At 44.8% G+C, this 26,724-nt stretch carries 21 protein-coding genes; 14 read left to right on the plus strand and 7 right to left on the minus strand.

Annotated features, from left to right (window positions below):
- Nucleotides 1-188: 188 nt before the first annotated feature.
- The 5 genes from BKE30_RS14255 (at nt 189) to BKE30_RS14275 (ending at nt 7,993) form a co-directional block, all read left to right on the plus strand.
- Nucleotides 189-683: a hypothetical protein gene (locus BKE30_RS14255; protein ID WP_076879234.1), complete on the plus strand. Its 495-nt coding sequence runs from the start codon at nt 189-191 to the stop codon at nt 681-683.
- Between the two features lie 158 nt (nt 684-841).
- Nucleotides 842-2,032, plus strand: a complete 1,191-nt coding sequence (locus BKE30_RS14260; RefSeq protein WP_076879251.1) for a site-specific integrase — start codon at nt 842-844, stop codon at nt 2,030-2,032.
- A 55-nt stretch (nt 2,033-2,087) separates the two neighbouring features.
- On the plus strand, nt 2,088-4,277 hold the full coding sequence (locus BKE30_RS14265; RefSeq protein WP_076879235.1) for a DEAD/DEAH box helicase: 2,190 nt from the start codon (nt 2,088-2,090) through the stop codon (nt 4,275-4,277).
- A gap of 996 nt (nt 4,278-5,273) precedes the next feature.
- A complete protein-coding gene (locus BKE30_RS14270; protein ID WP_076879236.1) occupies nt 5,274-7,478 on the plus strand; it encodes an OsmC domain/YcaO domain-containing protein in 2,205 nt (734 codons plus the stop codon).
- A 284-nt stretch (nt 7,479-7,762) separates the two neighbouring features.
- Nucleotides 7,763-7,993: a hypothetical protein gene (locus BKE30_RS14275; protein ID WP_076879237.1), complete on the plus strand. Its 231-nt coding sequence runs from the start codon at nt 7,763-7,765 to the stop codon at nt 7,991-7,993.
- Nucleotides 7,994-8,056: 63 nt separating this feature from the next.
- Here the strand turns inward: BKE30_RS14275 and BKE30_RS14280 are convergent, their stop codons facing one another.
- The 4 genes from BKE30_RS14280 to tusD all read right to left on the minus strand — a co-directional run bounded on the left by BKE30_RS14280 (nt 8,057) and on the right by tusD (nt 9,620).
- Nucleotides 8,057-8,389: a TusE/DsrC/DsvC family sulfur relay protein gene (locus tag BKE30_RS14280; protein ID WP_076879238.1), complete on the minus strand. Its 333-nt coding sequence runs from the start codon at nt 8,387-8,389 to the stop codon at nt 8,057-8,059.
- A 79-nt stretch (nt 8,390-8,468) separates the two neighbouring features.
- Complete coding sequence (locus BKE30_RS14285) at nt 8,469-8,762, minus strand: hypothetical protein (RefSeq protein WP_143253777.1); 294 nt, start codon at nt 8,760-8,762, stop codon at nt 8,469-8,471.
- Between the two features lie 73 nt (nt 8,763-8,835).
- Nucleotides 8,836-9,192, minus strand: a complete 357-nt coding sequence (locus tag BKE30_RS14290) for a DsrE family protein (RefSeq protein ID WP_076879240.1) — start codon at nt 9,190-9,192, stop codon at nt 8,836-8,838.
- Between the two features lie 59 nt (nt 9,193-9,251).
- Nucleotides 9,252-9,620 carry a sulfurtransferase complex subunit TusD gene (gene tusD, locus BKE30_RS14295; protein WP_076879252.1) on the minus strand — a complete coding sequence of 123 codons (369 nt, stop codon included), beginning with the start codon at nt 9,618-9,620 and terminating at the stop codon, nt 9,252-9,254.
- Nucleotides 9,621-9,695: 75 nt separating this feature from the next.
- On the opposite strand from tusD, the gene galE reads away from it, so the two are divergent.
- From galE to BKE30_RS14320, 5 genes are all read left to right on the plus strand, one after another.
- The gene (galE, locus tag BKE30_RS14300; RefSeq protein WP_076879241.1) at nt 9,696-10,703 is read left to right on the plus strand and encodes a UDP-glucose 4-epimerase GalE; all 1,008 of its coding nucleotides are present in this window, start codon (nt 9,696-9,698) and stop codon (nt 10,701-10,703) included.
- 238 nt (nt 10,704-10,941) lie between these two features.
- Nucleotides 10,942-12,333, plus strand: coding sequence for a class II fumarate hydratase (gene fumC, locus BKE30_RS14305; protein WP_076879242.1), 1,392 nt, complete (start codon nt 10,942-10,944; stop codon nt 12,331-12,333).
- Between the two features lie 239 nt (nt 12,334-12,572).
- A complete protein-coding gene (locus BKE30_RS14310) occupies nt 12,573-12,899 on the plus strand; it encodes a hypothetical protein (RefSeq protein WP_076879243.1) in 327 nt (108 codons plus the stop codon).
- 3 nt (nt 12,900-12,902) lie between these two features.
- Nucleotides 12,903-14,519, plus strand: a complete 1,617-nt coding sequence (locus BKE30_RS14315; protein WP_076879244.1) for a PepSY-associated TM helix domain-containing protein — start codon at nt 12,903-12,905, stop codon at nt 14,517-14,519.
- Nucleotides 14,516-14,848, plus strand: coding sequence for a DUF3325 domain-containing protein (locus BKE30_RS14320; protein ID WP_076879245.1), 333 nt, complete (start codon nt 14,516-14,518; stop codon nt 14,846-14,848). Before BKE30_RS14315 ends, BKE30_RS14320 begins: the two co-directional genes overlap by 4 nt.
- Here BKE30_RS14320 and BKE30_RS14325 read toward each other — a convergent pair.
- Nucleotides 14,788-15,516, minus strand: coding sequence for a TetR/AcrR family transcriptional regulator (locus tag BKE30_RS14325; RefSeq protein ID WP_158073198.1), 729 nt, complete (start codon nt 15,514-15,516; stop codon nt 14,788-14,790). The two genes, BKE30_RS14320 and BKE30_RS14325, sit on opposite strands and share 61 nt — an antisense overlap.
- Nucleotides 15,517-15,728: 212 nt before the next feature.
- Here BKE30_RS14325 and BKE30_RS14330 point away from each other — a divergent pair, with 212 nt between their 5' ends.
- Nucleotides 15,729-16,634, plus strand: coding sequence for an SDR family NAD(P)-dependent oxidoreductase (locus BKE30_RS14330; RefSeq protein WP_083698600.1), 906 nt, complete (start codon nt 15,729-15,731; stop codon nt 16,632-16,634).
- Between the two features lie 83 nt (nt 16,635-16,717).
- Here BKE30_RS14330 and coq7 read toward each other — a convergent pair whose 3' ends face one another.
- Complete coding sequence (gene coq7, locus BKE30_RS14335) at nt 16,718-17,353, minus strand: 2-polyprenyl-3-methyl-6-methoxy-1,4-benzoquinone monooxygenase (RefSeq protein WP_076879248.1); 636 nt, start codon at nt 17,351-17,353, stop codon at nt 16,718-16,720.
- Between the two features lie 41 nt (nt 17,354-17,394).
- A complete protein-coding gene (locus BKE30_RS14340; RefSeq protein WP_076879249.1) occupies nt 17,395-18,720 on the minus strand; it encodes an MFS transporter in 1,326 nt (441 codons plus the stop codon).
- A 275-nt stretch (nt 18,721-18,995) separates the two neighbouring features.
- Between BKE30_RS14340 and BKE30_RS14345 the strand changes: the two genes are divergently transcribed.
- From BKE30_RS14345 to BKE30_RS16420, 3 genes are all read left to right on the plus strand, one after another.
- A complete protein-coding gene (locus BKE30_RS14345; RefSeq protein WP_158073199.1) occupies nt 18,996-21,620 on the plus strand; it encodes an autotransporter assembly complex protein TamA in 2,625 nt (874 codons plus the stop codon).
- An 18-nt stretch (nt 21,621-21,638) separates the two neighbouring features.
- Complete coding sequence (locus tag BKE30_RS14350; protein ID WP_083698601.1) at nt 21,639-26,309, plus strand: translocation/assembly module TamB domain-containing protein; 4,671 nt, start codon at nt 21,639-21,641, stop codon at nt 26,307-26,309.
- A 210-nt stretch (nt 26,310-26,519) separates the two neighbouring features.
- The coding region (locus tag BKE30_RS16420) for a hypothetical protein (RefSeq protein ID WP_227518417.1) at nt 26,520-26,724 on the plus strand (205 nt) is incomplete at its 3' end.

Here is a 26,724-nt window from a genome sequence, read left to right on the forward strand (position 1 = left end):
GCCAGTGCTTTATCTTAATTCATAGGTGATGTAAATGGAATAAAATTTTTAAACTAAGATTATGATTTATAATAATAATTAAATTTTATTCTGTTTAAAAAATATACTAAATTTACGAATTTGCTCTCAGATGAATGATGAGTTACTTTCTACTTACCCTATCAACTGTAGCAATGTAAGGTGAGTAAATGACCCCAGTTTCCGGCTTAATATTTAACCAGCATGAGTACAGCCTCCATGCACAAGCAACGACTTGTACGCTTGATTATTTGGCGGTACGGAGTAACGAACTGAATAACCTCATTTGGAATGAGGAACATTACATGAGATCAGAAGCCGTGGTTGCTTTTGAAGAGGAGCTTGAATGGGAAACTCATAACTTCAACATGCAATTTTACATCCCATCTGCTTCCTTAACGGGAGCAACACAATGGCTTAATCATATACAAATATGGAATATGGGTGGCCAGCGACGCTGGAGTGCACTGCAATGCATTAAGCATTACCAGATTAAACATCTAGCATGGGTTCGGGAACCCGTAGACTTTGTCAATCGTAGTGCTTATACCTATGGGTTTTATGGTCTGAATAATCAACTTGAGGTCATAGGTGCTTATATATTAGGCATACGCGCTCATTCCAGTATGGATGCAATGTCCAAAATCACTGAAGAATTCTGTTAATACGGCTGATTTGTAAATCTAAATCCGGATTAGGTTTACAGCGCCGCATGAATTAAACCTTGGGCTAACGTCCACTTTAAGCTGAATCCTTTTATAAACGAACCATGATTTTTATTAGTCAGGAATTCGTGTACCTAAAATTTGGTAGGAGAGTAAATATGAACCAGAAACTGCACCTGACAGCCGAGTTAATTCCAACTCTGTGTTGTCCTGCGACAAAGCGTGACATCGAATTTACAGATGATGTAGTGAAAGGCTTAAAGCTGGTCATCACTCGTGGTGGCAGATACTCATGGTTATTGCGCTACATTATTGGAACTAAAAAGCGTGCCATGAAACTGGGGGATTATCCATCGGTCACACTGGCACAAGTTCGTTTAATGGCACAAGCGCATCATGAGCTGATTAAACATGGAACAGATCCTCAAGAGCAGAGGGATATGGAAAAAACCATGCCACTTCTAACCAGCTTTTTCATGGATCACTATTATCCTTATGCCCAAAAGCGTAAATCATCTTATCTTGATGATCTATCACGCTTTAACAATCATCTCAAAGCCCCATTAGGACACTTGAAACTCAATCAAGTAGACCGGACAGCGATTATCCAGGTTTTAGATCACGTCAAAAATTTGGGATTATCTAACGCTACGGTTAACCGTATTCGTGCCTTATGTTCAAGCGTTATGAATTATGCGATTGATCTTGGTTTACTTGATCGGAACCCTGTACAGCGAGTCAAGAAGTACAAAGAGAGTCATATGATTGAACGCTACCTGTCAGAAATTGAATTAGTAAATCTTATGAAAGTACTCAATGCACCCGATGCGTTTGGTATTACTAATTTAGTGATTGTTAGCATTGTAAAAATGCTATTGCTCACTGGCATGCGCAAGCGTGAAGTCATGGATATAAAATGGAGAGATATCGACCTAAAAACAGGACATTGGAAGCTTGAAAAAAACAAATCTGGTAAACCACGGCTAATTTATCTATCAGGGGATGCCCTTGTGGAAATTAAAAAAATGCTTCCCCAGAGAACAGAACATGTTTTTGCTAATCTACAAACTGGTTCGCCTTTTAATGATATAAGGAAAACCTTTGACAAAATCATGAAGGCGGCTCGGATTGACAATATCCGTATCCATGACTTACGTCATAACTTTGCTAGTATGGCGGTCAATCAAGGGTTAAGCCTATACGTGGTTCAGAATTTACTGGGCCATGCTTCACCGCAAACAACTCAGCGTTACGCGCATCTTAAAGGCTCAGTGTTAACAGATGCCTATGATCAGGTGGCCTCTTTGATTAATCAGGCAGCCAAGATAGTTCCTGAAACTTCTATCTAAATATAACTTTTTCACTATTTAAACAAGGCATGATTGTCATGCCTAAGGAGTTTTCATGTCCTTGATTTATCCATTCACTCTGCACCAAGACGAGTTTATCCAAAATAAAATTCCGTCACTTCCATTAGGTAATACGTTGATTTTAGCGGGCACTGGAATGGGCAAAACTACTTATACTATGGAAGTCTTAAGTCAGCAGCATCGCTGTGCTATTTTTGTCCCTACTGTAGCAAAAGTACAAGAGTTGCAAGTTCAATATAATCATCTTGATCGATTCCTGTTTTGCTATGCAGATCAAGGATTAGATAAAGCAGAAATCAATAAATCACACTCTATTGTTGGCACTTATGACAAATTTTCTCAGTTAATCACTTCTGGTAAGTCCTCTTGTCTGCAAGACATGATACTCATCGTTGATGAGTGCCATAAGTTGTATTCGGCAGGCAGCTTTCGAGATGGGGCACTGAATCCTTTGATTAATACTGTGATTAAGAGAGTCTTTAAAAAAGTCGTATTTCTGACAGCCAGCTTTACTCCCTTTCTTAATGAGCAATTACATATATGCTTTGACCAACAGTATCATTTTTCGAAACTGACCTCTGTTAATCGCCAACTTACCATACGCCACTATACCCAGGCCGATAAATACACAGCCATTGAGTTTATCAAACATAGATATCTCCAGCTTCGGCAAACCCATACAGGTGGTCCTAGCAAGAAAATTATAATCCGTACCGACTCCAAAAACTATTGTGAAGAGCTTGCCATCTATTTTGAGCAAAAGTTTGGGGCAAAAAGTCTGATAGTACATAGTGATAAAAAATCGCATAACACAGTGCAGGAATTCTTGAAACAACAGGCTATTCCTCTTCACTATGATTTTTTAATTACCACATCAATGTTGGATGAAGCCATAAATATTAACAACACGGCGAATGAAATTGACTCAATGCACATTATCGGCAAGCGTATTCATGTTGAAGAGTTGATCCAGTTTATGGGAAGACTACGTTTAGCATCTGTACCATGTTTTCAGCATATCTATACTGAATTCAGTGTGCAATCTGTTAATGATATAGCTAATTACCATATGCAGCATTTAAAGCGTATGCAACAACGGGCTGATAAGGTTCAGGCAGCCGCTGAAGCATTAAAGTACTTAGTTGATGACTATGCACTTGAGGCTGAGACAGATAGCGATAAGAAACTGAGTTGTTCAGAGCGTATTCGTAAGGTTAATCAAACTTTTACTGATAGCTTTGGCTGTGATCTCTTATGGCTTAATCGTGGGCAAGTTGAAGTTAATCAAGCTAGTTTGGTATCTATGCTTTATCAGTTTGATACCTCATACTTGTATTCAAGTTTTGACTATTTCAAATATCGGTTCTTGGAAATAGACTCAAATTTTCAAGTTATCTATGACCAAGATGATCAAACTTATTCAACGAAAGAGCTTATAGCTTTCTTTAGATATCAGGGGGAAGAGAAAAAGGAAGATTATCAAGCGTGCATTGAACCTGCGTTACGCTATTATGTTACTTATTTTGACAATAAGGCCTTTACTTCCTTAAAAGAAATTTCTCAACGTTTTTTAGAGAGCATGAACGATAATGACCAAATATATAAGTTTTACAATCCAAATTATTTGAAATCGCAAAATTCTTTATTGTGTTTAAAAGTCTTAGAAGACATTATCTACCTTGGTTTATATGTGGACAATCTTCAGGATATAGAACGTATCTTGAAGGAAGGTTTGAAAAACAATATTCGTGAAATGGCTCAGGCTTATAACGATAATTTGATTGTGCAGCACATCATAAAGGATTTAGAACAATTACTGCATAAATCAAACTTGGCTGTTTGCAGGATTAGTCAGGTGGACTCCGTCAAAATTGTTTTGCGGGCTGTGAACAAATTACAAAGCAAGAACCGATTGCCTATTCAAAAAATGGTGAAAGACAGATTAATTAAAGGTTTAAAAATAGAAAATGGATCTATTAGCATTGAGCCTAGTAAAGCCATGAACTTCTTGGTGAAGTACTTTGATGTCAAAGACGTAAATCGAAATAAGCCAACTTCGCGCTATTTGGAGTTACAAGGCATTAGTTATAAAAAGTTGCATTTTTATACTTTAAACCCTTCTAATTCAGCCTTAGCACATAAAATAATATTATGTGGATATGCTCATCATGCTCTAACAGGAGCAGAATTAGAAGAAAACTCTATCATGCAAGAAGTGGCCTAGCTAGGATTAATTCTTTCTACCTCTACTATACAACTCACAAGGACTTATAGCGTTACTAGCAAATGCTTATAAGTAAGCTCCTGACAACATAAGACTTTGTGGTTGCATATTGTATTTTTAAGAAGGGGATTTTGATTTCTATTTATAAATCAGAGTTTGTCATGGCTGGCATCCCTCTTTTGTAAAACACAAGGGAGGGGTTATTTTTATTTTATTTATCCAGCAAATCAGGAACCGATTCTAAAGTGTAGGATTACGGCTCTAAACAATCAAGAATGTTGACGGTCTCATTGTGCCTAAAAAAAATTTAAGAAATGAGGAAGGAGCTGCTACGGTCTATTAAAAATCTTTTGTTATCTTCGGTCTATCGTTACGTTCTTGCGGTCAACTTACGGGACATTGACGGTACCAGTTGTAAATCTAACCAGCTTGCTATACAAAATCTTTTTAGTTTTTTATCACTTATTCTAATAAGAATTTTCTTTATTTAAGACGTAAAGTTTAAGCAAAATACATCTTTTGTTACTTTTCTTAGATTTTTTAAAAAGCTAGCTACGGTATTATTTATTTTATTAATTTTTTAATATTTTTTAAATTCAAGCTATTGATTTTATGCAAGGTTATGAAAACTCATAATCCGTTGGTCCCCAGTTCAAGTCTGGGCGGGCCCACCATAATTATCAATAACTTAGCCTCTTCATTGCTCCTATTCTAAATTGATTTTTTTTCGGTATAGGCATCATATAAAACCTAAGTTTAGGCCTTTACTAAACTAGCTTTTAATCCAAAATTTTTGCAAAAACTCTCAATCTGCTAGAAAGTTTCTGTAAAATAGTTTAGCGAAAAATGCTTAATCAGTCCGAATGTTTCTTATAGCCAGATTTTGGGTCAGTCCTAAGCCTTTCCAGTAGACTTTTTTGTTTCAAGTTTACGTTATATCTCAATATTTTTAATCTTATGTGTCAATGGTGATGCCTAAGAGCTTTAGGTGCCAGCATGGAAATCAAAGTCAATTATCTCGATAACCTTCGTCAGGAAGCCAAATTTGACGACTTTTCGGTAATTGCCGATCAGCCCATTCGTTATAAGGGTGATGGGTCGGCGCCGGGGCCGTTTGACTATTTTCTGGCGTCTTCTGCCTTATGTGCCGCTTATTTTGTGAAGGTGTATTGCGCAGCACGAGATATCCCAACTGATCATATTCGCCTGTCACAAAACAACATCGTTGACCCGGAAAACCGCTACAAGCAGATTTTTAAAATTCAGGTTGAATTACCAGCCGATATTTCTGACAAAGACCGGCAGGGGATTTTACGCTCCATTGATCGCTGCACGGTCAAAAAGGTAATCCAGACCGGCCCTGAGTTTATCATTGAGGAAGTTGAAAGCATTGATGCCGACGCACAGGCATTGCTAATGCCTAGTCTGACCAGCGACACCAACACGTATATTGCAGGCAAAGACCTGCCGCTTGAGCAAACTATCGCCAATATGTCCGCTATTCTTGCCAATCTGGGCATGAAGATTGAAATTGCATCGTGGCGTAATATTGTGCCGAATGTATGGTCGCTGCATATCCGTGATGCGCAATCGCCCATGTGTTTTACCAATGGCAAGGGTGCAACCAAAGAAAGTGCCTTGGCATCGGCGCTGGGTGAATTCATTGAACGCTTAAACTGCAATTTCTTTTATAACGACCAGTTTTGGGGCCTTGATATCGCCAATGCCGAATTTGTGCATTATCCCGATGAAAAATGGTTTAAGCCGGGCAAGAAAGATAAATTACCCAAAGAACTGCTGGATAAATACTGCCGCAAGATTTACAACCCGGATGGCGAACTGTGCGGCTCGCATTTGATTGATACCAACTCGGGTAACGCAGAACGCGGCATTTGCGCACTGCCGTTTGTACGTCAGTCCGATGGCGAGGTGGTATATTTTCCCTCAAATTTGATTGAAAATCTGTATTTAAGTAACGGCATGAGCGCAGGCAATACCTTGGCCGAAGCGCAGGTGCAGTGTTTGTCGGAAATTTTTGAACGTGCGGTCAAGCGTGAAATTCTGGAAGGCGAAATGACGCTGCCGGATGTCCCGCAGGATGTGCTGGCCAAATACCCGGCTATTCTGGCAGGCATCAAGGGTCTGGAAGAACAGGGCTTTCCAGTGCTGGTCAAAGATGCCTCACTGGGTGGCAAGTTTCCGGTAATGTGCGTAACCCTGATGAACCCGCGTACTGGTGGTGTGTTTGCTTCATTTGGGGCACATCCAAGCTTTGAGGTGGCACTGGAACGCAGTCTTACGGAATTGCTGCAAGGCCGCAGTTTTGAAGGCTTAAATGATTTACCGCAGCCGACCTTTCAAAGTAATGCGGTAACTGAACCGAATAACTTTGTAGAACATTTTATTGATTCCAGCGGGGTGGTGTCGTGGCGCTTTTTTAGTGCCAAAGCTGATTTTGATTTTGTGGAATGGGATTTTTCAGCTCAGGGCGAAAACGCCAATGCCGAGGAAGCCGCAATACTGTTTGGCATTCTCAAAGACATGGGCAAAGAAGTCTATATGGCGGTGTATGAGCACTTGGGTGCAACCGCCTGCCGTATTTTGGTGCCTGATTATTCAGAAATTTATCTGGTAGAAGATTTAATCTGGGATAACACCAACAAGGCGCTGCTATTCCGCGAAGATATTTTAAATTTGCATCGTCTGGATGATACCAGTCTTGAAGCACTGGTTGAACGTCTGGAAGACAGTGATCTCGATGATTACACCGAAATCAGCACTTTAATTGGCATTGAATTTGATGACAATACTGTCTGGGGCCAGTTGACGATTCTGGAGCTAAAACTGCTGATTCATCTTGCCTTGCAGCAATTTGAGGAAGCGCAGGATTTGGTAGGTGCCTTCTTGCAATATAACGACAATACGGTTGAACGCGGGTTATTTTATCAGGCCATGAATGTGGTTCTGGAAGTGACGCTGGATGAAGACATGGAACTGGATGAGTACATCGTCAATTTCCGCCGGATGTTTGGTCAGGAGCGGATGGAGGCAGTGCTAGGGTCGGTGGATGGCAGCGTTCGTTTCTATGGTTTAACACCAACCAGCATGAAGCTTGAGGGGCTTGACCGGCATCAGCGCCTGATTGACAGTTATAAAAAACTGCATGCGGCACGAAGCAAAATGGTGGCTTTGGAGCATTAATCAGGATTTGAAGCTTGGCTTGTTAGCTCGAAATTCCTCAGTATTAAATGAACTAAGGTGACAAGTCAGGCGCCAGATATTGCATCTATAGCTTATGCAAATCGCATTATTAAATAATTTTATGAATTGGCTTTTTAAAGTTTTTCTATCCCGTACCCATAAATTGCATTACATGAAAAGCCATTAATTCACATGTCAAAATATTTGCTCACCTAAAGTTTATTGAATCCTTGGCAAGTTTTTCGCAATGATGTTTAAAGTGTAAGAAAATAGGGAAGCCTACAATGGAAGTGGTATCCATCTGCGAGAATTGCAAAAACCTGATGCTGAAGTCCATGGAGCCGTGCCGTTTTTGTGGCTTTAAGCGCAAAAATTATGGCAGTGCCTTCGTCATATTTATTGTCATTTTAATGGTACTGGTGCTTGCTTTGACTATTTTTGGCATGCGCAATTTCGAAGTTCCTGATGCTGATCCCGATAAACAACAAGATGCCAAATCTGCTATTCAAAAATAGATGGGCTAGCTCTTAAATTAAAAAGAAAAATTAAAATCGACAAAAAACCTGAAGGCCAAAACATTAAAGACAGTTGGCTGGTTTTGGTAATCCGGCAAGTCGGGCCAATGTGCGTGCTACCAGTCCAGTCTGAAAGTCTTGCATCAGTTGAGCGTTGCTAATCTGGTCGCCCAGTTCTTTCATTAAAAACTTGATCAGTGGCCGGGTGGCAGGGGCATAACCAAACTGCTGATAAAATTTCTGCACGGCATATAAAATATTTAAATGCGCAGGAGTGAGCGTCAGGCCATCCTTTTGCGCCATAAGCTGTGCAATTTCTGGCGTCCAGTCCTGATAGTTTTGCAAATGTCCATCCTGATCCAGCAGGAGTTCATTGTCAGACGCTGTGTCATTCATACTGTTTCGTTATTACCCTTGAACAAAATCTGGGAAAGGCTGATACCGCTGCAATTTTCCATGATGGAATTTGGTCTAACTATTTCCAGCTAATATGACGCTGGTAAGTTAATACCAGTTGTGCCCATTGGTCATAGTTTAGGATTTTACACCGGATTTGCTCGGCTGGAATGCCTAAAACATTCAGGTCTGCCTGTAAAATATAAAGCTGGGTAAAGGCGGCTAAGCGCGGATCAAACACACCCTGTGCAGCCGGTCCCAGTAATACTAGCGCATCAAGCGGCTGCCATACGGCAGCAATCTGGCCAATACAGTTGGCCCACATGCTGGGGGCATGGCAGAGCTGATGCAGGGTAGAAGAAGCTGTGCTCATGGTAAGATTTGACTCATTTAAAAACTGTTCTGGTTGGAATTTAACAATAATGGGCTGCGAACTGACCGGTATTTTACCAGTACAGCACCTGATCAAATTGTGCAAGCAGGGCAGGGTTTAACTCTACCAGTTCATGCTCAATGGAAGGTGAAAGGTGCTGGAGTTGCGCTTGCTGGTTGTGGCACACCCATACGGGTAGCAAATCATAAAACTCAAAACTTTCTACCATGGCATAAGCAGACTTAAATGGCTGCGGACTCTTTGAGGTGGCTGGATAAATAGGCGATTGCAGCAGGGACACTGCTTCATTCATCAGGCAAACTTTTACATTCAGGCCAAAAGTAGCCAGTACCATAGTAGCCGACAATGCTTCCAGCAGGCTTTGACCGGCCACTGCGCCCTGACTAAAAATCACTAAAACTGCTTTCACAATAGATGCCCTGATCTAAAATAAATATTAAAACTGCCCATTCAAAAAGCTGTGTACTCTTAAAACTGGAGCGTGCGCTCGGCTATCATCATGGCATCAGCCAGTTCGCCTAAGCCCGCCATGCGAAATCCCGGCAACAGGTTGGTGGTACTCAGCTGGTGGCGTTTGGCATTATCTTCATCAGTAATTCCACGGTTTAGGGCGGCAGTCACACAAACGGGTAAATCAATACCCAGCCCTTGCCATTCCTGTCCCAGACTGGGTTCATCCTGTGGACGCCAGCTTAAGCCATTTGCAATTGTTACGGCATCCTGATAAAAGAAAACCTGAACAGTATGTTGGGCGTGAATCAGGGATTGGGCCAGCTTAAGTGCATGCCATGCAATAGGACTGGTACTGGGTAGTGTTAACAAAAGTAGTGTCATGATGGTCATGATTCCAACATAAAAATTCATCTATGATAGTGCCGATAGGCATTTTAGAATATAAATTGAGGTAATTTCATGATTTTAGTGACAGGAGGCTTGGGATATATCGGGTCACATATGGCTGCGATACTACTGGCAAACGGTCATGACGTCATCTTGGTTGATAATTTATGTAACAGTAAAATGGAAGTACTGGAACGTCTGGAATATATGGCAGGCCGTTATGTTACTTTCATTCGCCTTGATGTCAGAAACACCCCTGCCTTACAACGGACTATTGAGCAATATGCAGTAACCGCTATTGTGCATACTGCTTCCACCAAGGCTATACCGGATTCTATCAACCAGCCGCTGGATTTTTATAATAACAATGTAACCTGTACCACCAGTATCCTGCGTGCCATGCAGCGTACATCTGTTAAAACCTTGCTGTTTTGTTCATCCCTTGCTGTTTATGGCGCTGATCAGGCTGAGCCGGTTACTGAAGACACCGCATTTAGTCCAGCCAGTCCTTATGCCAAAAGCCTGCAAATGTCTGAGCAGATTATCCAAGATGTGGCACAGGCTGACACTGACTGGCGGATTGCCATTATGCGTTATGGCAATGTGGCTGGGGCATATCCCACTGGCGTACTGGGAGAGTGGCCGGGCAGCTTGCCGTCCAACCTGATGCCTTATCTGGTGCAACTGGCACGGCATGAACGTGAAACGCTGGAAATTTATGGCGACCAGTATAAAACTCCGGATGGGACTGGCGTGCGCGACTATATTCATATCATGGATGCTGTTGAAGCCAATATGCATGCCCTAAGCTGGCTGTTTAATCAGGCACAGGTACTGGAAACTTTTAATATTTGTACCGGTAAAGGAACATCAGTTAAAGAAGTTGCCGAAATTTTTGCCGAGGTAACCCAGCAACCTGTACCGCAGCAGGTGGTTGATGCACGTACTGGTGATGTCGGTAGTCTGGTGGGTAATGCCGAGAAAGCCTATACCATCCTAAGCTGGCAGGCCAAACGCAGTGTTGAGGACATGGCCACCGACTTATGGCGTTTTTATCAGTTTGTCCGTCCAATTGGCTAATCTACTTGGTTAAATAGTCGCTCAGCTAAGCAGTCATGCGATTAAATCCCTACGTTTAACCTAACTTAACAAACTTGCATCAAAGCCTGTTTTGATGCAAAAACCAATAATTATTATTCTGGCCCAAGGTTTAAAAGCCATAGCGTATAACGACAAATTTCTTTATGCTGGGTTTGCCAGCCCTGTTTTGCGTAGCCAGCATGTTTTGTCCAACTAAAGATATGAAGTGGAGCTATGCATGGAAACACGTATTGAACATGACACCATGGGCGAGATTGAAGTACCGGCCAATGTCTATTGGGGTGCCCAAACCCAGCGCAGTTTGCAGAATTTTAAAATCGGGCAGGAGCGCATGCCACGCCCCATGATTAAAGCCATGGGCACCGTTAAAAAAGCGGCTGCCATGGTAAATGCAGAACTGGGTCAGATTTCAAAAGAAATTTCTCAGTTAATTGTGCCTGCTGCCGAGCAGGTGATTGATGGCAAATGGGATGAGCAGTTTCCGCTGGTAGTGTGGCAGACTGGTTCTGGCACCCAAAGCAATATGAACTGTAATGAAGTAATTGCCAACATCGCCAATTTAAGTGTTGGACAGGCATTGGGCGCGCAGTATCCGGTGCATCCCAATGATCATGTCAACCGCGCCCAATCTACCAATGATTCCTTTCCAACTGCCATTCATGTGGCAGCAGCTGTTGAAATTAATGAGCTACTGATTCCAGCCGTTAAACAGCTCCGCGATACGCTGCAACAAAAATCCCGTGAGTTTGAGCATATTGTTAAAATTGGCCGCACTCACTTGCAGGATGCTACGCCATTAACACTGGGACAGGAATTTAGCGGTTATGTATGCCAGCTGGATCATGGCTTAAAACGCCTGAATCAGGCCTTGCAGGGTTTATATGAATTACCACTGGGTGGCACAGCAGTAGGCACTGGCTTAAATGCCCATCCCGATTATGCGGGAAAAAGTGCTGATAAAATTGCCGAATTAACCGGTTTGCCCTTTATTACTGCACCCAACAAGTTTGAGGCACTGGCTGCGCGTGATGCGGCGGTATTTGCGTCGGGTGCATTAAAGACACTGGCAGTGAGCCTGAACAAGATTGCCAATGATATTCGCTGGCTGGCCAGTGGCCCGCGCTGTGGTATTGGTGAAATCCGTATTCCTGAAAATGAGCCGGGTTCCAGCATTATGCCGGGCAAGGTCAATCCCACCCAGTCTGAGGCCATGACCATGGTGGTGGCGCAGGTGCTGGGCAATGACACCACCATTAATGTGGCTGGTGCTTCGGGCAATTTTGAATTGAACGTATATATGCCGGTTATTGCCTTTAACTTGCTGCAATCCATTCGTTTGCTGGGCGATGCCTGCAATAGTTTTAATGACAATTGTGCCTATGGTATTGAACCAGATCTGGAGAAAATAGAGTATTACCTGCATAACTCGCTAATGCTGGTTACTGCATTAAATCCAGTTATTGGCTATGAAAATGCAGCCAAGGTTGCCAAGACAGCCTACAAGGAAGGCAAAACGCTAAAACAGGTGGCGGTTGAACTGGGGCTGGTAAGCGCCGAGCAGTTTGACCAAGTGGTACGGCCAGAGCAAATGGTTGCACCAAAATCCTGAATGCTCACAGTGAGTAATACCTCAAACTTAAAGACTTCTTCGGAAGTCTTTTTTTATATCTATCCATGTAAGCTAAATGTTAGAAGTTGACCCAGATAATGATTGAAAACAATAATGAATATCATTTACTATATTAAGCTTGTTTTATGTTGCTAAACCAGCAAACCGTGACCATCAACAAGTGGCACAGTAAATATTTTGTGGAGTAATAATATGGGCGTGGCCATGAGACAACAGCAATGCTGACTGAGAATCTCAGCAATAGCCGCTGGCTTGGTGAAAGTACGCGTTATCGGTTCAAAGTTTTGCTGCGTGTGTTGGCAGGCTTTGTGGGTGGTTATGTATTAACAGGCTATATCACGGCTGTTACTGCTCTCCTGTTGCCCATGACTCGCGCTGATGCTGTGGTGCTTTCCAGCATGCTGAGCTACGTGTGGTTTGCTGGCATGATTATCTGGGCCTTTGCGGTTAAATCACTACTCAAACTATATGTGATTCTGGCAATGCTGATTGGCGCTATGGCCCCCCTGTATTTTGCGCTTCAGTCTCCAGGCATGGCGGGATAAGGCATGAAAAATGGTTTTCGCCAGTCAATGGCGTGGTTGCATACCTGGACTGGTCTGGTGCTGGGCTGGGTGTTATTTGCCATTTTTGCTACCGGCACCTCGGCTTATTTTAAACAAGAAATCAGCCAGTGGATGACGCCTGAACTTCAGTTGCAGTCTGTGTCCAACCATCAGGCCGCACTGATGGCATTAAACAGTATGCAGAAGCTGGCACCTGACGCAAAAAGCTGGTACATCACCTTGCCAGACCAGCGCCAGCAAACCATTAATGTCTACTGGAGAAATGATAAGGGCTACGATAACGCCAACCTAAACCCGCACACCGGTGAAAAAATTGCAGCCCGAGATACCCGGGGCGGAGAGTTCTTCTATCGTTTTCATTTTGAACTGTTTGGTTTCCCGGTACTGATTGGCCGCATTATTGTGGGTATTGCTGCCATGCTGATGTTTATGGCATTGATTACCGGCGTGATTACCCATAAAAAAATTATCACCGACTTTTTTACCTTCCGTCCGCGCAAGGGCCAGCGTTCATGGCTGGATTTTCATAATGTAACCTCGGTAATGTCACTGCCATTTTTTATGATGATTACTTATACCGGTCTGGCGATATTTTTCTATATTTATATGCCATGGGGCATGGTAGCCAAATACGGCAGTGAGCGTAACCAGTTTTTTGATGAAATGAACCGAAGTGCAACCATGCCGGAAGCCACCGGTAAACCGGCCACCATGCTGGCATTTCAATCCCTGCTGACACAGGCTGATCAGGCCCTTAAAGGCCAGAACATTGCTCGCATTGAAATGAGTGCGCCCAATGATCAAAGTGCAACGGTGAGCCTGGTGCCTGCCGTAGAAAGCAAACTAAATGTCCGTGTCCCTGCTATCCAGATGAATGCCATTACTGGCGAGCTACTGTCATCGGGTCAGTCACCCAGCGCCATGGCTGTAGCTACTGGCACGGTGTATGGCTTGCACATTGCCCATATAGCAGACTGGCCCATGCGCTGGCTGCTGTTTTGTTCCGGTATTCTGGGCTGCTGTATGATTGGTTCGGGAATGGTGCTATGGACGGTTAAGCGCCGTATGCAACAGCAAAAAACCGGCAAATTTCATGTCGGTCATTATCTGGTTGAGCGTTTTAATGTCGCAGCTATTGTTGGTTTACCGACAGCTATGGCAGGCTACTTTATCGCCAATCGCCTGATTGATGCCCAACTGGAAAACCGGGCTGATCTGGAGATCCGGGTTTTCCTTATCGTCTGGCTAAGCCTGTTGATTCATGCATTGGTACGTCCGTGGGCCAAAGCATGGAAGGAGCAATTATTTATTGCCGGTCTGGTGTTTGCTACAGTACCTATCATTAATCTGATTTTAACGCCACAAGCCAGTCTGCTCATGACAGTGTTTCAACAGAAATGGGTACTGGTCAGCTTTGATTTAACCATGCTGGTATTTGCTGCATTGTTCTGGAGCATGCTGGCTTACCTGATGAAAAACCAGGAACAGGTGGTGGCTAAAATGCAGTACAAAATAGAGCAGCGCGCCCAGTCCGGTCAGCAAGCTACCGCATTAAAACTGACTGAACAGCAACTGGCCAAAAAAGAGTCCCGGATATGATCATTGCTTCGCTGGCGCTGGCTTATAGTGGGTTTGCCATGCTTTGTGCTGCCATGCGCAGACGCTATCAGGATGTGTTTGGCACATGGTCAGTCAAACCAGCCATTTTGCTGCTAAGACTAGCCGGATTTACACTGATTATCACGGCCTTGGTGTATTGCATGGCAACCTGGGGTATTACCATTGGTGTTTCGGCTGGCTGGCTGGTACTGGCCATTGCTGCTTATCTGGTGGTCTTAACAGCCACCTATTTACCTAAAAAACTGGTTCAGGTGGCATTGGCCTGTTTAATAATTGCATTGGCGGCCACCGGAATAGCAATATCCTGAACAGCGGATGAAATAAGCTGGCGTGCCGTTCCCGTCAGGATTTTTAGGCAGTTATTAACCATTTGTTCAATGCTGTAGGGATAACCCTGTAGCATCCAGCCTGTGGCCGCAGTAATCACGGAGCCGACCAGTGCAGTGCCTACAATATCTTCATCCTGTGGTTCGATGCGAATATTAGGCTCAATCGCCCGGATAATTTGCGTGACAAGAATTGAAAATTCACGGGTATTCTCAATGTATTTCTGGTCGACAGTAGGACTCATGCCCAGCACTTCAATCAGGGTAATCCGGGCAAATACCGGATTTTGCACCTCAGTAAAGTATAGGCGTAAAGCTAGTCGGGCCAAGTCAGTCTGGTCGGCAATATTCTGGATTTTACTTTGTGGCTGGCTGTTCTGCTGGTTGGTATGTGATTGGATCAGCGCGCGCAGGCGCGTTTTAAAATCCAGCGTCAGATGATCCAGTACGGCCAGAAACAGGGCTTCAGTACTGCTAAACGATTCATAGAAGTAGCGTTCGGTTAGGCCTGCTTCACTACACAACGCACGCAAAGTGGCACTACGATAGCCATTTGTTCCGATAATTTTTATACCCGCTTCAATAAAACGTATTTTTCTTTCAGCTTTACGGGTAGTTAGGTCAAGTCCCGCATAAATCCTTTTTTCCAATTTTATTTTACCTTCCGTCATAATTGCGTTTGACAGCACCCAATGTCAGATGTAAAGTGGCGCCCATTCAAATTATGTAAACTAGTTCATATTAATTAGTTAGAAACTGATTTATTACCTAATTGATGTGGGATTCTACTTCATTATTCACAAAGTTTTTGAATAAAACCAAAAATTACTTCAAAAACTTTAAATTATTGTCTTGGGTAACAATGATGAAAAAAATAGCACTGATCACGGGCGCAAACTCTGGCATCGGTTTGGCAACGGCACTTGACCTTGCCCGTACAGGCGTTACGGTCTGTTTAGCCTGCCGTAACATGGCTAAAGCCGAGGAAGCACGTCAGCAGATTTTGCAGGCTGTACCTACGGCTACCGTGGAGCTATACCAACTGGATCTGGCTTCTTTTGATTCTATTCATGCTATGGTTGATGCATTTAAACAAAACCATAAATGCCTGGACGTGCTGATTAACAATGCAGGCACAGTGGCACTCAAGCAGCAATTTACCCAGGACGGTTTTGAGATGCAGTTTGGTGTCAATTATCTGGGGCCATTCCTGCTAACCCATTTATTATTACCCTTGCTGGAAGCTGCTGTGCCGGTAAGCGGTGAAGCACGCATTATTCATGTGGCTTCTATTGCGCATATGCTGGGCCAGCTAAATCAAGCGTCATTTCGTGGGGAAACCCCGTATAGTTCTGTCGGTGCCTATGCCCAGTCCAAGCTTGGCAACCTGATGTTTAACTTTGCACTGGCGCGCCGCTTGCCCAAAGGTGTCACCACTCAGGCTTTCCATCCGGGTGGGGTGGATTCTGAAATCTGGCGTGACTTGCCACGGCTTGTTTATTTGCTATTACGCCTGTTTTTGATTAGCCCGGAACGTGCCGGTATTATGGCCGTGGATTTGGCAGTCGGTTCTGCCCATAAGGGTGAAACCGGAGGCTACTATTCCGTACAATGGCCACGTCCAATTAGCCGCATAGCGCGTGACCTGAATAAACAGAATTGGCTTTATGATAAAAGTTGTGAATTGGCTGGTATCACAGGACTAAATGCAGTCGTTCACCAAAAGGAAAAACCCCTTTTAGCCACCTCAACCGATGTGCATTTCTGATCAAAAAATAAAACCCGAATACTGGGCCTTATTTGGTAAAAGCCGGGATAACTGATAGTTTACCTGCAAGAAATAACTAGCCTCTAAAAGAAATAGCTGGTTTTTGTCATGGTTTTGGAAATCAGGGTCATGGCACCTTGTACGGGTTTAGGCAATTCACGTCCACCAGCAGCCAGCGCAGTTTCGCGATGTTGTAATTCATCTTCATTCATTTGTTCTAAAATGGCCCGGCTGCGTGCATCATTTTCGGGTAGCTGGGTTAAGTGCGACGCCAGATGTGCACTAACCTGTTTTTCAGTTTCCGCTACAAAGCCCAGACTGTATTCATCACCGGCAAGCCCAGCCATTGCACCCATGGTATAGGACAATCCATACCACAGCGGATTGAGCAAACTGGGATAACTGTCCAGTTCTTTTAGGCGCTGTTCGCACCATGCCAGATGATCCTGTTCTTCACGTGCGGCCTGCTGCATTTCCTGCTTGACCCGGGGCAGGCGCGCAGTGAGTGCCTGTCCCTGATACAGGGCCTGCGCGCAGACCTCACCACTATGGTTTACCCGCATCAGGCCAGCCACATGTCGCGCCTGATTTACCGTTAGCGAGCTTTGCGTGTCCTGTCCCGGCGCTGGACGCTCAGCCACCGTAGAGCCGGGCACCAGACTGCGCAGTGCCTGATCAAAAGAATCAATCAGATGGTCAGAAAAACGATAATGGCGCATGGACTTTCTCTTATTTAAAAAACAGGATGGCACAGCTAAAATCAGGCAGACGGGTTTATGGTATTGCCACTTGAGCCCTTAGGCAACCGGCGTAATTTATTTAAAACAAAATAACACACAAGCGCGTTTAACAGGGCTGTAAACAAAAACAGGGTTGCCAGTGGTAAATGAAGCAGGCTCAATACAACAATCGAAATAACGGCTGAAACCACCATAAACAGTGCATTTAAAATATTATTGGCTGCAATAATGCGTGCGCGGTGGGTTTCGGGCGATTGTTCCTGCATATAGGCATATAAAGGCACAATATAAAAGCCGCCACTTAAACCCAGCATCACAATATCAAACATTACGCGCCAGTAGGCAAACTCGGAAAAAAGCGCTGCAATACCCAGCAGTTCACCCTTGACCACAGGCAATCCGCCCAAGGCAAAAAACAGGTCAGCTGCAAACAGGGTTAAACCCACAGCGCCAATAGGCACCAGTTTTAAGCTTACATTGGCACCAGATAGCCGCCTGCATAATAACGAACCAATTCCAACGCCAATAGAAAATAGCGTAAGCAACAGTGATACCACAGTTTCGTTGCCATGCAGATTTTGCTGGGTCAGCTGCGGAATCTGGGTTAGATAGGTTGCCCCATAGAACCAGAACCATGAAATACCAATAATCGCATAAAACACAGGTGGCACGCGCCAGCTATATTTCAGGGTTTCAATGCTGGTGGCCAGAAAATTCCAGTTTACCTTTAGGTTCGGTGCATTTAAGGGCTGGGGCAAAATAAAGCGTGCCGACATAAAACCAGCCACAGCAATGGCCAGCACAGTCAGGCTGACACAGAGCAGGTTGCCCTGTGAGTTGGCCATCACTACACCGCCAATAATCATGCCCAGCAAGATGGCCAGTGAAGTACCAGTCTGAAACAGCGCATTACCGCTCATCAGTTCAGTGGGCTTTAAAATTTGCGGCAAAATGGCATATTTGATTGGCCCAAAAAAGGTAGAGTGCGTTCCCATCAGAAATAAAGCCAGCATAAGCAGCCACAATTGATGGCTTAAAAAGCCCACGGTAGCCAGTAGCATAATGATGATTTCCGCTAGTTTCAGCCAGCGGGTCAGTCTGGCTTTCTCATAGCGGTCTGCCAGTTGGCCTGCGGTGGCTGAAAACAGGAAATAGGGCAGAATAAACAGCAAGGCTGCCATATTATTGAGCGTACTGACATTACTGCTGCTGGAACTTACGATCTGATAGGTAAAAACCAGCAACAGGCTTTGCTTGAATACGTTGTCATTTAATGCCCCAAAAAACTGGGTTAAAAACATGGGCAGGAAGCGGCGGGTGGTCATTAATCCAAATTGACTAGCCATAGAAAAGTTTATTCCCCGGTCATTATTGTTTCAGTAATATCTATCGTTTATGTTACTAAAATGCTGCTGCTGAGTTTGCATGTAAACAACATATCTATAAGCTGGGCTAGTAGCAAGTTGGTTTGTGTCTGTTTATTATTGAACCTAGCAATTTGTAACTGAACCATTTTTCTATTTTTGAGAGCGGCATGCGTCAATACCCCAACACTCAATTAAAGACGTTAGTCAAAGCCCTTCGTTTAGCCCTTTATCCTTCTGTATCCAAGGTAAGTTGTTTGCACAATTGCTGGCAAATGAGTGCAGGGCTGGTGTTGCTGGGTTCATCCGCCTTCGTTATGGCAGAACCGCTCACTGCTGCGCCAGTAGTGGATAATCTACCGGCCATGACTAATACACTGCCTGCCAGTGATGATGTGCTGACCACTGATAACGTGGCGCTGGCTCCAGTGGATATTGCTAGCCTGATGCAGGAAGCCGAGCAGGCCAAGCAGGCGGCGGCAAGTGATGCCAGTCGTGTAACCGCCACCAGTAGCAGTGCCAATGTCCGGGAAGATGTGATTCAAAGTACCAATAATGAATTGATTGTTTCCAGTATTACCAATGGTTTGGGTGGCGAGGAATTGCCTGTACAGCCTGTGCAGGATGTTGACCCGATCAATGAAATGGCCAGTGCCGAAGCAGAACTGGAGCAGGCGCGTGAAGCAACCCAGATTTCTGCCGATAATGCTGACCTGACCCAAGGTAAAAAGCCCGACCAGGTGATTACGGAAAATGCCGCAGCTCTTGAAACGCCTGAAAAAGGTGAGGAAGAAGCAGCGCAACAAAAAAAACCAAATATCTTCAAGCGAATCTGGTATCGGTTCTGGCCACCTAAAGGTGAGCTGGCTGATGCCCTGCCAACTATCAGTGTCCGGGTTCAGGGTGCACCGGATATTCTGGCAAATAATATTGAAGCCCGGCTGGAACAGTACACCGTTGAGGCCTTTAGCGATTTTAGGGCTTCATTGCCACAATTGCGCAGCATGGCACGCGAAGCTTCCGAAGCAGTGGGATATTACAAGGCTGAGTTTCGCTTTGAGCAGGTCAATACACAAACTTTAAGGGTGCTGGTAACCCCCCATGAACCCGCCATGGTACAAAGTCAGGAAATCCGCTATGAAGGTGAGGCGACTGAGGACCGGACGTTTCAGGAAATTAAGCAAAACCCCGACCTGAAAGTTGGCGATCCCATGAATGATGAACTCTATGAAAAAACCAAAGGACGTATTTCTACCGCCGGCACTGAAAAAGGGTATTTCGATGGCTACTGGATTATGCATGATGTCAAGGTAACCTTACCGGAAAACACAGCAGACATCAGTCTGGCTTATGACAGTGGCGAGCGTTACAAACTGGGTGCGGTTGAATTTAAAAATGCCAATCCCGATGAACCCATTCCCTTAAAAGAAGAAGTATTGCGGCAACTGGTTCCATTTGAGGAAAACGATGAATATGGCTCATGGAAGGTAAATGCGCTGTCACGCAACCTCTCGGATACCCGCTATTTTAATAATGTACAGGTAGATGTGGTTATTCCAGACCCTGTTATCAAGCCGGTAGAGCTGCCTGCTGATGCTGATGTCAACCAGCTTACCATCATGCAGCGTCAAGCCCTGGCGATCAATAATGAAAGCGATGAGGCGCAGAATGCAGAGGGTGCAACCAATGCACCAGCCGTCGATGAAACCCAGTTTGCCGGTGTTGGCGAAGGTGATACGCCTTTACAGCGTAGCGCAGAAGCCCAGCAGGAGCTTTCCGAGGCTGAACAAAAAGAAGCCGCCCGCAAGCAGGCACAGGCTGAAGTCCGGGAAACCAAGATTATACCGGTGGTTGTAACGGTAAATGCAGACAAGCCAAACAGTGCTGAGGTAGGTGTTGGTTATGGTACGGATACAGAGTTCCGGTTAAGAAGCCAGTATCGAAAGGCTCTGGTAAACTCACGCGGGCATAGTGTTGAATCCAACCTTGAGTTGTCCAAAATCCGTCAGGCCATTGATGTACGTTATAACCTGCCTTATAAGCATCCGCTGGAAGATACCATCAGTATTTTTGGTGGTTACGAAAAAGAAGAGCGTGATGATGTCGGCAAGGATCTGGGGCTGGTGATTAATACGGCCACAGTGGGGATTGAGCGTGCCATTAAACCCAAGAATGGTGACTGGCAGCATACGCTTTCTGCGCGCTATCGGCTGGATCAGCTGGAACGTAACAAGGACAACATTAATCAGGCTGACTTGCCACCGCCGTTTAATTTGCAAAATTCCCGGTTTGAGCAGGAAGCCTTACTATTTGGTTATGGCTTAAGCAAAACTTATACCGTTGGCCGACTAGACCCAACCCGCGCATTTCGGCAGTTTTATCAGGTTGAAGTCGGTAGTAGCAACCTGCTGACCGATACTGATATGGCCATATTGCGTGGCGGATGGCGCTTTATTTATTCATTTGGTGACAATGATAATCACCAGCTTGTAGGACGTGCGGATGCTTCAACCATTGTGACCGAAAATTTTGAGGATGTGCCATATAACCTGCGGTTCTTTGCGGGTGGTGACCAGAGTATTCGGGGTTATGATTATAAAAGTCTATCCACAGAGCAAAATGGGTATTTGGTTGGGGGGCAAAATCTGGCTGTAGGATCACTGGAATACAATTACCAGTTTATTCCAAAGTGGCGTGGTGCAGTATTTGTGGATGCGGGCAATGCTTTTGACAAGGAATTTAATGATCCTGTTAAGGTGGGCGCAGGGATTGGGGTGCGGTGGTCTTCACCAGTAGGGCCTATTCGGGTAGATGTTGGTGCAGGGGTATCGGAAAAGGATATTCCAATTCGTCTTCATTTCTTTATTGGCCCGCAGTTGTAAATCTGGAATTTTAAAATAATGAGTAACGAACCTATTCATGACGGTAAAACCCCACCCCTGCAGGAGGGCAATACTTCACCTGTAGACAATTCCGGCGCTGGTAATGGCGCTGTTAATTTGGGTGAGCAGCATACTGGGGACAATGCTTCTGGAAATAGCCACCACCAGCCACCCCAAAAGCTGCCTAAAAAACACCGTCGCCTAAGATGGATTTTACTCATTGTGGTTGCTGTGCTGCTGGCACTGGTTGCAGTTGTGGCTTATATGACTACCACTGAACAAGGCAGCAAAAAACTGCTGGCCCTGTTAACCAGCCGGCAAACATTGGTTACCTATACTTTTAAGAGTGGTAACCTGCAAAAAGGGGTGATCCTGACCAATATTAAAGTCAGTACCAAGGCAGTAGACGTGCTGGCCGAACAAGCCATTGTCAAAATTGGCTGGCGGGCGCTGGCCAGCCGTGAGTTGCATTTTCGCTATGCTTCCATTGATGAACTCAAAATTATCAAAAAATCCCCGCCCTCGGATAAGCCTTTTGATTTTAAACAGCTAAAATTACCGGTCACCTTACGGTTTGATGAAGGCTTTGTGCATGGCCTGTCCATTCAAACCAAGCCAACAAGTACCTTCCGTTTTAATGAAGTGGTATTGCATGACGCTGTATGGTCAGGCACCAAGCTGGAAATGGAAAACTCCAGCCTGAAATTACCTTACCTGATGGCACAGGAAATCACAGGTAAAATTGAGTTTCATGACAAATATCCGTTACATGTGAATGGTCAGCTAATTATTCCGGGCTTAAAAAACCTGAACGTGCAACGCATTTTTGTGGCTGGCCGGGGTGATGTTGATAACTTGCGGGTAGGGCTGGCGATTCCAACCAGCAAGCCGGGTTTTATGAAAGGACAGGTCCTGTTGCATCCGGTACGTAAAGATGTGCCATATAGCGGGCAACTGGACTGGCGTAACTTTAAATGGCCAATGGCCCCAGCACAAAACCTGTTTTCCAAGTCTGGCGGTGCCATTATTGAGGGCACAACCTCCGGTTTAACCGCAAACCTGCAAACTGACCTATCTGGCAAATCCATTCCCACTGGAGACTATCAGGCACAATTGGCAACCAATTTTAAAAGTCTGGATATTCGCGCACTCAATGGCCGCCTGATGGATGGCACACTCCAGACCCAAGGCATGCTAAGCTGGCAGGATCAGGTGCATTGGAATATTACAGGCCGTGCCAATGGTCTAAATTCACAGGACAATACCGTTCCTGAAGCCATTCGGGGTTATTTGCCCCCAGTAATTAATGGTAATATTTATTCAAAGGGTGAACTGTCCGATATTCCCCATTTATATGCGGCAGTGCGTCTGGATAGCCGCGAAACATGGCTGGCCGGGATTGCCCGCAAAGGTTCACTGGGTAATCGCAGCGAGCCACTATGGATTGATGCACACTGGCAAAATATTAATCGGAAGATGCCAACTGTAGGGTATTTGAATAGTCCGGCAGGACGTGCTGTGCTGAGTGTGCCGCAAAATCGCCTGAACGCCAATATTAATGCCAGTATAGGCGAGAGTAAGGACAGTTTATTACCCGCAGGCCAGTATCATGCGCTCGTCAACAAGAAAAATAATCTGCTGAATATTCCAGAAATCAGTTATCAGGGCATAGCAGGCAATCTGCAAGGTAATGCCAGTGTCAAGCTGCCACAGGGCAAACAGGGACTTCAATGGCAGGCAAAAGCCACCACACAAAACTTTGACCCAAGCCTGCTGGTTGCCGCTATACCTTTTAAACGCTTAAATGGAAGTATTAATGCCAGCGGTCGCGGCAGTAATAACCGGCAAGTCATTGAGCTGAAAAATACCCGGTTATCTGGTTATATACCAGCGTCGGGTGGGCAGGCTGGCCGTACTGTAGAGCTTACGGGCAATGCAACGGCCGCCTTGTTAATGCATGATTCGAGCCGCCAGAAAAAAGGCGCTAAGCAAAGTGGCCTGAAAAGTTTTGCTGTACAGTTTAACGGTGATTTAAAAACCCCGGATGTTCCCAATGGCGACCTGATTATTAAGGTATCTGGTACACCCAAGCTAATCAATATTGATGAGTTCAGACATGATGGTGCTGCTGGTAAGATTAATCTGGATGGTCAGGTAGACTTATCACAAGGCCCCGCATGGCGCTTAAAAGGGGTATTAGACCGTTTTAATCCCGGCTTTTTTGCCAGTGGTTATGCCGGCTGGGTTAGTGGTAACTTTAATACAACCGGACACTGGCAGGGCAATCGCAAGGATATCCAGCTAAGTAACCTTAATCTGGATGGTGTAATTAAGAACCAGCCTGTTATTGGGCGTGGCTCATTGTTTGTCAGCTTAAGTTCCGATCAGAAAAACGGCCTGCTACCCAGCCGGTTTGAAGCCCAAAATCTGATATTGTCCTTTGCTGGCAATCAGGTATTTGCCAATGGTAATTCCAACCGTCTGGCACTGGATGTTAATGCACCAGCGCTTAACCAGCTTTATGCTGGCATTACCGGCAGAATCATTGGCCGCATTACACTAAGCGGGGATGAGCGCCAGCCTGATGCCCTGATAAATCTCAAGGTAGACCGTTTTTCGTTTAAAAACCAGATTACTATTCAGCAAGCCAGCCTGATTGGACGCATACCGCAAATGGGACGTCAACCGGGGCAGCTTCAACTGGATATCCAGAACCTCAAACGGGGTACTCAGACATTAAAACAGGGCCGGGTTCTACTGGTGGGCACAAAAGCCGCGCATGTATTGCAACTGAGTGGCAACGGCGTTAATCCTGCCACGCGCTTTAGCGTACAACTGGCTGGTGGTTTAAATACCAGCAATGACTGGTTAGGACAAGTGCAAAAAGGTCTTTTATCAACACGGCAGTTAACCCTGAATCAGGATAAACCAGCAGCACTGATCTATCGGTCACAAGGCACAGCCGTATATCTGGATCAGCATTGCTGGGCAGGTGCTGGGAGCAAGCTATGCCTGACTGAACCCCTGCAAGCCAGCAGTGCCAAAGGGCTGGTTGCCGTCCAGTTGCAGAATCTGGATATTGGCAGCTTTCAGGCCTTTATGCCGCAGGGTGTTGCCTGGAATGGCAAGATGTTTGGTCATGCTAAGGTTACCTGGCTTGGTAATAATGCGCCCACATTAAATGCGAGAATTTATACCGATAACGGTGAAATTGGTTTGGCTCCGGAAGATCCGCAGGATGATCCATTAACCCTGCCTTATCAGCGCCTAAGCCTGATTGCCGTTACACAGCCGGATGGGATCAAACTGCGCTTTGATGCCAAAACGCCGGGTATTGGTACGGGTTATATTGACGCCACCATCAACCCCAGTGTTACCCCAAAAACAGTCAACGGGGCGTTGGTGCTGGATAATGTTCAGGTCAATATCTTTAAGCCATTTTTCCCCGGTATGCGGGTATTAAATGGTGTGGCGTCATTGGCGGGTGGTGTTTCCGGGCCGCTCACTGCACCAGATTTTTATGGTGAATTCCGCTTGCGTGATGGACAGGTTGCCATGAATAACCTGCCTATCAATCTCAACCGTATTAACTTAAGTTCCAGTATCCGTGGTACTGAAGCCACAGTAGATGGCAGTTTCTATAGCGGTGATGGTCTGGCAAAACTAACCGGTGATGCCAACTGGCAAGGTGTGCCCTATGTCAATCTAAGCTTAAGAGGTGAGCGCCTGTTAATTCGTCAGGCCCCCTTACTAACTGCACGGGTAACGCCTGCTATCGATGCCAGAATCTTGCCAACGGAACGTCAAATCAGCGTCAGTGGCAATGTAGACATTCCAACGGCAGTTATTTCGCTGCCAGAAAGTAATGCCAATGTGATTGCCAAATCAGGCGATGTACGTATTGTGCGTACCGATCAGGTGGATGAGCGGGTGATGAAAGCAGCCCGTCCGTGGGGTATTTATGCTGACATTGATCTGGCACTGGGGAATGACGTGTATTTCCGGGGCTTTGGCACCAGCATTCCACTGGGTGGCAAGCTAAATCTTACCCAACGGGGCCTTGATACAGCTATGCGCGGTAGTGGGGCAATTGGGGTACGCCAGAATGTCACCATCGAAGCCTTTGGCCAGCGTTTACAGCTCAACCGGGGTATTGCCCGTTTTAACGGTATTATTACCCAGCCAACACTGGATATTGATGCCACTAAAGCTGTCAGCAATCGTACTATTGGTGTGCGTGTTACAGGCAGGGCAACCAATCCAAATATTGCGGTATATAACGATGCTGGTCTATCCGAGCAAGAGGCATTAAATGCTTTACTGACAGGTAGAATCAGCTCTGCCAACCCGACTGTCAATAACACTGCCGGATTTAAAAGTGAAGTAAACAATACCATTGCCGCAGCAGGTATAAGTATGGGCCTTGGTGGTACACGTAACTTTACCAACCGTATAGGCAGAACCTTTGGCCTTGATTCACTTACACTAGATGCAGAGGGAGTGGGTGATGATACGCAGGTCAGCCTGACAGGTTATATTACACCAGACCTGTACTTGCGCTATGGGGTGGGTGTATTTACGCCAGTTAACCGCTTAACCTTGCGTTATCAGTTAAATCGCCGTTTATATGTTGAAGCCAGTTCGGCGCTAGATCGAGCAGTTGATATGTTTTACAACTGGCGCTTTTGACCTTTATTAGAAATAAAAAAGCCTGATTATCTGATATCAGGCTTTTTTATTTAAAAATGATTATGGTATTCGTATTGCTTAAAGCCTGTGGGAATATTTTATAAAATATAAGTAATTTACTCTCCAGTCATTTTATCTAAAAGATATTGCATTTAAATTAAATTAAAGATAAAAAAATAGCAATAATTATTTTAATTTTTGGGGAGAATAATGGATCAAGGGAAAAAGTGTAATTATTGCAATAGCCTGATTGCAAGCAATGATTATATATGTAGTTTCTGCGGTTATCGGCAGCGAGGCTATAATCAGGGTTTTAGAATTTTTGCAATTGTTGTTGCTATTACTATTATTATGTTTACCTTTTGGGGCACCCGGAAGGTTCCACAGGAAAACTTAATACCTGTAAATAAAATAC

Source organism: Alkanindiges hydrocarboniclasticus (assembly GCF_001982605.1).
In the GTDB taxonomy this organism is placed as follows: Bacteria; Pseudomonadota; Gammaproteobacteria; order Pseudomonadales; family Moraxellaceae; genus Alkanindiges; species Alkanindiges hydrocarboniclasticus.